Annotated in this window: 1 protein-coding gene and 2 pseudogenes; 1 reads left to right on the top strand and 2 read right to left on the bottom strand. The window is 35.7% G+C overall.

All coding sequences use genetic code 11. From position 1 onward, the window contains the following. Positions 1-327: pseudogene (locus VNJ50_RS00455) on the top strand (NAD-dependent epimerase); the annotation flags it as partial. A 340-nt stretch (positions 328-667) separates the two neighbouring features. Here VNJ50_RS00455 and VNJ50_RS00450 read toward each other — a convergent pair. Beyond that, entirely contained in the window at positions 668-2053 is a 1386-nt protein-coding gene (locus tag VNJ50_RS00450) for a pitrilysin family protein (protein WP_325577994.1), read from the bottom strand. Positions 2054-2065: 12 nt separating this feature from the next. Next, positions 2066-2300: pseudogene (locus tag VNJ50_RS00445) on the bottom strand (insulinase family protein); the annotation flags it as partial.

Genomic DNA, 2300 nt, shown 5'->3' with positions numbered 1-2300 from the left:
ATGATGTTTATGGATGATGCTATTGAAGCGACCATTCAGATTATGGATGCTCCGGCAGAAAACTTATCGATCCGATCGTCCTATAATTTGGCAGCAATGAGTTTTACGCCGAAAGAAATTGCTGCCGAAATCAAAAACCATATCAAAGATTTTAGCATTACTTACAATCCTGATTTTAGACAACAAATTGCCGATAGCTGGCCAAAGTCAATAGATGACAGCCTTGCAAGAAAAGATTGGGACTGGAAACATGAGTTCGATCTTCAAAAAATGAGCAATGAAATGTTGACGGAATTAGGTAAAAAATACGCCACTGAAAAACAATAATTTTGAACATTATAAAGAAGCTTCCTTAAGCCATGATATGGTTTTGGGAAGTTTTTTTATGGATGATTTTTAGAGAAGTTCATAAAAAACAAATGCGCATAAAACTGAGGTCTATGCGCATTTTTTAAAATTAGAAGTAATCAGTTGATATTAAAATTTATGATTGTCCGCAAAATGACCTAAGGCTCTAATATGACATAAGACGAAAGGACATAAGATGTATGACTGTGTCAGCTTTCACAATAAGAACAGCTATTTCGATACTTTTTGTCCTAATATCCTACGTCTAACCGTCCTTAGTCTATTTTAGGATAAGTATATTAAAATTTAAGTCGGCAGATTATCTCTTCGGATAGGTATTGATTTCTGTCTCGATAACTTTTCCATATTTTTTAGCAATCTCTTTTATTTCTGAAGCTTTTCCGATTAAAACCACTTGAAAATTCTCCTTCGGAAAATAGGTTTTAATAATCTCATTGGCTTTTTTCAAATCCAGTTCATCTACTTTTTTCTGAAAATTATTGATATAGGATTTATCCAAATCATACCAGAACATATCGCTCAAAAGTCCTGATAATTGTGATACGGTTTCGTATTTTGGAGGAAACTGTCCTTTGACATAATTTTTGGCAGACGTCAAAGATGCTTCGTCCAAACCTTTGGCGTGCAAAGCATTGATAACCTCAAAAGTTTTATCTAATGCCGCTTCGGTAGTTTCATTAGCCGTAAATGTCGAAATGTTAAATGATCCGCCATACTTTAAAGCATTAAATTGGCTTCTGGCACCATAAGTCAATCCAGAATTGACTCGTAATTCATCATTCAACATCGATGTAAATCGGCCGCCAAATAAGGTGTTTATAATTGAAATATCCACGAAATCGGGATTATTCCGGCTAATTCCTTGTGATCCGATATAAAATGTCGATTCCTTAGCATCGTCTTTGTTGACCAATAATACTCTTGATTCGGACAGATCAGGAAGTGCTAGCGACGCTAAATTGGCTGTTGTTCCCGATGATTTCTTCCATTCTGAAAACAGTTTGGTAATCGTCTTTTTCATATCCTTACTCGAAAAATCGCCCACAACGCTTAAAGCCGATCCGTTTGGCACATAGTTTTTAGTGTAAAACGCTCTTAAATCTGACGTTGTTAAAGCACTTAATGTGGCAGCAGTTCCTTGCGGAATATTGCCATAAACATGATTGCCATAAACCAAAACATCAAAATAAGACTGGATAATACTTCGTGGACTTTCTTTTTGACGTTCTATTCCAACCAGCGCACGGCTTTTTTCTTTCTCAAATTCTGCCTCGTCAAACGTTGGATAAAGTAGAATATCTTTAACAATATTCAAGATGTTTTCTTTATCCTTAGAAGCGAATTTTGCATTTAGCAATGCATATTCCTTACTTGCATACGCATTTATATTTGCTCCTACAAAATCGAGCGCTTCATCCAATTGCGTTTTGGAATAATTTTTTGTTCCCAGTTTTAAGGCATCGGCAGTAAGTGATGCCAAACCTGATTTTTCACCGTCATAAATAGAACCCGCCGGTAAAATAACCGAAAGCGCAATCACCGGAACATCATGTTGTTCCATCAAATTCACCACCAAACCATTGGGCAATGTAAACGACGTATAATTAGGCAATTGAAAGGTTTGCGCCATGACCATTGCAGGCATTGCAAACACGACCAGTATATTTAAAAGTATTTTTTTCATCAGATCCATTTCTTAATTTTCAACATTCGATTTTAAAATGCCCACCGTCCTATTGCTTTTTGAAAAATATTTATTTGCAACATCTTGGATGTCCTTTACGGTAACGCGATTATAGCTTTCTGGTGCACTGAACATTTTTTTATAATCCCCAAAATAGAGTTCGTAAGTACCCAAAGTATTGGATTTTCCGTTAATCGTTTCCACTTGGCTATAAAACTCCATCAGTTTCTGATTTTTTATTTTCTGC

The sequence above is a fragment of the Gelidibacter sp. genome, from assembly GCF_035577925.1.
In the GTDB taxonomy this organism is placed as follows: domain Bacteria; phylum Bacteroidota; class Bacteroidia; order Flavobacteriales; family Flavobacteriaceae; genus Gelidibacter.
Note: the sequence above shows the minus strand (reverse complement) of the source record. Positions and strands in the feature narration are given on the sequence as shown.

What these genes read in the sequence shown, in the direction of transcription:
- VNJ50_RS00450 (WP_325577994.1), bottom strand. Translation starts at nt 2,053, where the DNA reads ATGAAAAAAATACTTTTAAATATACTGGTCGTGTTTGCAATGCCTGCA.